Source organism: Endozoicomonas sp. ALB115 (assembly GCF_049310245.1).
In the GTDB taxonomy this organism is placed as follows: Bacteria; Pseudomonadota; Gammaproteobacteria; order Pseudomonadales; family Endozoicomonadaceae; genus Endozoicomonas.
Genome location: NZ_JBLYZG010000133.1, coordinates 1 through 4926 on the forward strand (window position 1 = coordinate 1; position 4926 = coordinate 4926).

A 4926-nucleotide genomic window follows, 5' to 3' on the forward strand; every position below is an offset into this window, starting at 1 on the left:
CTCCTGCCCGTGGTCCACCAGTTTCGCGATGGCCCACAGCAGGTTGGCGATTTCCTGTGGTTTAAAGTTGGTTTTCTGTGCGTTCACGAGGGGCAACAGCGCGGCCAGGGCCTCATTGAGCTCTGGTGTCTGCTCCTGCCCGTGGTCCACCAGTTTCGCGATGGCCCACAGCAGGTTGGCGATTTCCTGTGGTTTAAAGTTGGTTTTCTGTGCGTTCACGAGGAGCAACAGTGCGGCCACGGTCTGTTTGAAGCCTGGTGTCTGCTCCTGCCCGTTGTCCACCAGTTTCGCTATGGCCCACAGCAAATTGGCGATACCCTGTGGTTTAAAGTTAGCTTTCTGAGCGTTTACGTTGGGCAACAGCGCGGCCAGGGTCTGTTTGAACCTTGGTGTCAGCTCCTGCCCGTTGTCCACCAGTTTCGCTATGGCCCACAGCAAATTGGCGACACCCTGTGGTTTAAAGTTAGCTTTCTGAGCGTTTACGTGGGGCAATAGCGCGGCCACGGTCTCTTTGAGTTCAGGTGTTTGCTCCTGCCCGTTGTCCACCAGTTTCGCCATGGCCCACAGCAGGTTGGCAATAGCCAAGGCATTAAATTGGTCTTTCTGTGCGTCCACATGAAGCAACAGCGCGGCCACAGCTTCGTTGAACTCTGGTGTCCGCTCTTGCCCGCTGCCTACCAGTTTCGCCATGGCCCACAGCAGGCTGCTGATATGCTGAGTAATAAATTGGTCTTTCAGCGCGTTCACGTGGGGCAACAGAGCGGCCACGGCCTCTTTGAGCCCTGGTGTACGGTGCTGCCTGTTGTCCACCAGTTTCGCCATGGCCCACAGCAGGTTGGCGATTCCCTGGGCACCAAATTGGTCTTTCTGTGCGTTCACGTGAGGCAATAGCACGGCCAAGGCCTCTTTGAACCCTGATGTCGGCTCCTGTCCGTTGTCCAGCAGTTTCGCCATGGCCCACAGCAGGTTGACAATACCCTGTGGTGTAAAGTTAGCTTTCTGTGCGTTTACGTGGGGCAGCAGCGCGGCCACGGCCTCTTTGAGTTCTGGTGTCTGTTCCTGCCCGTTGTCCACCAGTTTCGCCATGGCCCACAGCAGGTTGACGATTTTCTGTGGGTTAAAGTTAGCTTTCTGTACGTTCACGCAGGGCAACAGCGCGGCCACGGCCTCTTTTAGCCCTGCCGTGAGCTCCTGCCAGTTGCCTGCCAGTTTCGCCATGGCCCACAGCAGGTTGGTGATTTCCTGTGGTTTAAAGTGAGCTTTCTGTACGTTCACGCAGGGCAACAGCGCGGCCAGGGTCTGTTTGAACCTTGGTGTCGGCTCCTGCCCGTTGTCCACCAGTTTCGCCATGGCCCATAGCAGGTTGGCGATATGCTGAGGAGTAAATTGGTCTTTCTGGACGTTCACGTGGGGTAACAGCGCCGCCACGGTCTCTTTGATCTCTGGTGTCCGCTCATGCCCGTTGTCCATCAGTTTCGCTATGGCCCACAGCTGGTTGGCGATATGATGAGGAATAAAGTGGTCTTTCTGTGCGTTCACCCTGGGCAGCAGCGCGGCCAGGGCCTCTTTGAGCCCTGGTGTCTGCTTCTGCCCGTTGTCCACCAGTTTCGCCATGGCCCACAGCAGGTTGGTGATTTCCTGTGGTTTAAAGTGAGCTTTCTTTACGACGTTCACGCAGGGCAACAGCGCGGCCACAGCCTCGTTGAGCTCTGGTGTCTGCTTCTGCCCTTTGTCCACCAGTTTCGCCATGGCCCACAGCAGATTGGCTATGCCTTGGGGATCAATATTCCTCGCTTCAGGTTTTTGGTTGCAGTGAAATATTATTGCATCAAGTAGCGTTGACAATAAGGCAGCTTGAGTACGCTCAACACGCTCATCTATGGGGTTATGGAGGGTAAAAACACCCGCTGAAGTAAAGGAATGCAGTGTTGTCGTCAGGCTTCGCCAATTCCAGCTCCGGGTTGCTGTGAAATTTTGCAGCAAACGCATCAGCTGGCTTTGTTCCGCTCGATTTAACGGTCTTTTAGCAGCTGACGTGTATTTTTTAATTGAACTGGCATATTGACCGTGATTTCTTCCATCATAGCGATGGCCGAAACGATCCGATTTACTCACCAGACCATCCATTACTTCTTGTTTAATGAGGGCATTGAAATCTTGAGCAGAGTTCACTGAGCGGAACATTAGATTTTGAGAAGGGCGTGCGTCAGAAGATTGGTAAAATTCGTTATGCCCTGGGAAAGCGCGAGAGGGATTATCCCACTGTTTGACTCTGGTATGTCTATATTGCCCACGCCTTGAAGAAGCGGCATGGTCATTCGGTTGGTTGTAATCATTATCTGATTTTGCGTATTTACTACTGGTACCAGCAGAACTTCTATCCATAATTATATTTCATTAATTCATGAAAATATAAAAAGCAGACTGCTGTTCTGTTCAAAAGTTCATTTTGCTGCAACGTCTATAAACGTAAACGGTTGGGGAAACACATCTACTCCTGATGCCATCAACCCGTTATTTTCAAATCATCCAGGGCAACACGTGTTTAACACTGGCATTCCTTCCCGGAATGTGAAAAAGGTTCTTTCGTCATGATGGGGGGAAGGTAATTACTGGCTGTTTGTTTTCTTCCTTTTTGCGGGTTTACCGGTTTGCTTCTCTGAATGTTCTTCGGCAGTCAGGTAACCGTGATCTGAGGGTTGCCTGCCTTTATCAGCAGTAACGTATGCCTCATCTGCCCACCTTCTTTTAAGTGATACAGGGCCATGCCCCGGAGGCGGTAAGCCTATCCTGGTCTTTATTTGATCAATGTATGGCTTCATTAAATCCTGACTCAAGAGCCTGTTAACCGGAATTTCAATGACCTCAAATCCTGCTTTTTGCAACAGTGCTATTTTAAGCAGGGTCGAACCATTCCTGGTCTTGAAATCACCACCCACGTAATGAGACGGTCCCTGAACTTCAATCACCATGTTGTGATCTGGCAGTAGCAGGTCAACCGGAGGTAATGAATTCAGACTCTTTTCTTCTTCAATCCTCAAAGATGGAATGTGGGATTGGAGTTGATTGCGGAAGTCGGATTGACGTTTTGAAACGATTGCATGGTAATGGGGGACGACCGGACACGCTCTGCCAAGCCAACTTGCGGCCTGGGCAATGGTGCGTTGATCCTCTTCATTGTGCAGGAATGTATTTTCCAGTCGGGTAAACAGGTCATCCATGGGCTTTTCAAGCACGTGATTTTTATTGGCATTGGCGACCAGACACAGCCTGGCACAGCAGACCATTACTCCCCAGAGAGACATCAATATGGCTTTCTGAGAGAGCTGATGGTTTTCACTGATTCGGTAGACCAGCGACTCGAACGTGGATGTAACCACGTTCAGCTCAACGAACTCACCCAGTTTCGCCATGGCCCACAGAAGGTTGGCGATTTCCTGTGGTTTAAAGTTAGCTTTCTGTGCGTTCACGTGGGACAACAGTGCGGTCACGGCCTCGTTGAGACCTGGTGTCTGCTTCTGTCCGTTGTCCACCAGTTTCGCCATGGCCCACAGCAGGTTGGCGATACTCTGGGCATTAAACCGGCCTTTCAGTGCGCTCACGAAGGGCAACAGCTCGGCTACGGCTTCTTTGAGCCCTGGTGTCTGCTCCTGCCCGTTGCCCACCAGTTTCGCCATGGCCCACAGCAGGTTGGCGATTTCCTGTGGTTTAAAGTGAGCTTTCTGTATGTTCACGTGGGGCAACAGCGCGGCCACGGCCTCGTTGAGCTCTGGCGTCCACTCCTGACCGTTGTCCACCAGTTTTGCTACGGCCCACAGCAGGTTGGCGATTTGCTGTGGGTTAAAGTGAGCTTTCTGTATGTTCACGTGGAGCAACAGCGCGGCCACGGCCTCGTTGAGCTCTGGTGTCCGCTCCTGACCGTTGTCCACCAGTTTTGCTACGGCCCACAGCAGGTTGGCGATTTCCTGTGGTTTAAAGTGGGCTTTCTGTATGTTCACGCGGGGTAGCAGGGCGACCATAGCCTCTTTGAGTTCTGGTGTCCGTTCCTGCCCGTTGTCTACCAGTTTCGCCATGGCCCACAGCAGGTTGGCGATATCCTGGGCATTAAATTGGTCTTTCTGTACGTTCACGTGGGGCAACAGCGTGGCCACGGCCTCTTTGATTTCTGGTGTTTGCTCCTGCCCGTTATCCACCAGTTTCGCCATGGCCCAGAGCAGGTTGGCGATATGCTGAGGAATAAATTGGTCTGTTTGTGCGTTCACGTGGGGCAATAGCGCGGCCACGGCCTCGTTGAGCCCAGGTGACCGAGCCTGGCCGTTGTCCACCAGTTTTGCCATGGCCCAGAGCAGGTTGGCGATACCCTGTGGTTTAAAGTTAGCTTTCTGTGTGTTCACGAGGAGCAACAGCGTGGCAACGGCTTTGTTGAGTTCTGGTGTCGGCTCCTGCCCGCTGTCCATCAGTTTCGCGATGGCCCACAGCAGGTTGGCGATTTCCTGTGGTTTAAAGTGAGCTTTCTGTGTGTTCACGTGGGGCAACAGCGCGGCCACAGCCTTTTTGAGCTCTGGTGTCGGCTCCTGCCCGATGTCCACCAGTTTCGCCGTGGCCCACAGCAGGTTGGCGATACCCTGGGCATCAATATCCTTGGCTTCAGGTTTTTGGTTGCACTTGAATATTATTGCATCAAGCAGAGTGGACAATAAGGTAGCTTGAGTGAGCTGAACACGCTCATCCATGGGCTTATGCGGGGTAAAAACACCCGCTGAAGTAAATGAATGCAGTGTTGTCGTCAGGCTTCGCCAATTCCAGCTCCGCGTTGCTGTGAAATTTTGCAGCAAACGCATCAGCTGGCTTTGTTCCGCTCGATTTAACGGTCTTTTAGCAGTTGACGTGTATTTTTTAATTGAACTGGCATATAGGCCGTGATCT

General features: G+C 52.3%; 2 protein-coding genes. Both read right to left on the reverse strand.

Annotated features, from left to right (window positions below; translation table 11 throughout):
• Positions 1-2385: DUF1601 domain-containing protein (locus ACO6VE_RS23850; RefSeq protein WP_422463937.1), on the reverse strand; the 2385-nt coding region annotated here is incomplete at its 3' end.
• 224 nt (positions 2386-2609) lie between these two features.
• A partial coding sequence (locus ACO6VE_RS23855; protein ID WP_422463939.1) for a DUF1601 domain-containing protein occupies positions 2610-4926 on the reverse strand: 2317 nt, incomplete at its 5' end.